This is a genomic window from Actinokineospora sp. (genome assembly GCF_050699995.1).
In the GTDB taxonomy this organism is placed as follows: Bacteria; Actinomycetota; Actinomycetes; order Mycobacteriales; family Pseudonocardiaceae; genus Actinokineospora.
Map to the genome: position 1 here is coordinate 1 of NZ_JBOHGC010000062.1, position 1,375 is coordinate 1,375.

The 1,375-nt window shown below is 72.1% G+C and carries 1 pseudogene; it reads right to left on the minus strand.

The features are described 5' to 3' along the window. Positions 1-1,375: pseudogene (locus tag ACRDSQ_RS03910) on the minus strand (hypothetical protein); the annotation flags it as partial.

Consider the following 1,375-nt stretch of genomic DNA (forward strand, 5'->3'; position numbering starts at 1 on the left):
GGTGTGGCGGACCTCGCGCAGGAGGTTGCCGTTGCCGTCGTAGAAATAGCGCGTGCGCGCCCGGTCGCCCGGGTGAGCGTCGCGGTCCCACGCCTCCCCCACCGTCTCGATGCGACGGTTCAGGGCGTCGTAGCGGTGGGCCCTCTCCCCACCCAGCGGATCGCGCTCGCGCACGACGTTGCCCTCGCCGTCGTACCAAGTCTGCTGAACAACCGACGTCGTTCCCGCCTCGGCCACCAGCACTCGACGCGTGCGGATCGCGCGGTTCAGCGCGTCGTAGTCGTGCTCGGTGACCCGCGGTATGAAGCTCGCGTCGCCGGTGTCCCGCAACGTCTCGCGCACGACGTTGCCCACTCCGTCGTAGGCGTATCGGGTCTCCCGGCCGAGCGGCTCGAGACGCAGCACCAGCCGGCCCGCCGGGTCGTACGCGAAGCTCGTCTCCTGCCGCGCCGTCGCCCCGTCGAACCAGCTCGACTCCAGCGTCTTGTTGCCCGCCAGGTCGTAGCCGTAGCGCTTGCTCCCGCCCGCCGCGTTGACCACCTCCAGAAGACGGCCCTCGGCGTCGTAGCTCGAGACCGTGGCCCGGCCCAGGGCGTCGACTTCCGTCTTCCGCCGCGCCGCGTCGTCGTAGCAGACGAGCTCGCTGGCCGAGGCGTCGTTCGGCGCCGGACAGGCCGGATGGCTGGGCGCCACCGGCTCGCCCGCCACCACCGGCAGCAGCGTGCGCACCCGCCGGCCCAGCACGTCGTGCTCGAACCGCGTGGTCCGCCCTTCCTTGTCGATGCGCGCCAGCGGCAGGCTGCGCGCCGTCCACGCCGTCACCGTCTCGCCCTCGGGGTCGGTCACCTTGGCGAGGTGACCGAAGGCGTCGTAGGAGAACGCGGTGGTCGTCCCCCGCGGGTCGGTCGTCGTCTGCAGGTCGCCGTTGTCGTAGTAGGTGTGGACCCTCGCCACCGTGCCGGCGATCCCGTCGGCCGCCTCGACCCGCGTCGAGCTGCGCAGCAGCCGCCCCTTGACGTCGTACTCGAGCTCCGTGCGGTGCCCGTTGCGGTCGGTGCGCGTGCGCACGCGGTCCTTCACGAACGGCGGCTCGAAGCCCTCCGGCGGCCAGTACGTGGTGACGAGCTCGTAGGCGCGCTCTGTCCCGTCGGGGTCGGCGACCGCGATCCGCTCCCGCGTCGGGTTGCCGTGGACGTCGTAGTCGAACCTCGTCGTGTGGCCGTTGGCGTCCGTCCGCTCGCGGATCACCACCTGCTCGAGGTCCCAGGTCGTCCTCGTCCTCCCGCCCACCGGATCGACCACCTCCACCGCGGCGCCGTACTGGTTGAGGCGGTACTCCGTCGTCTGCTCCCGCGGGTCGCGCACCGTGGTGAGC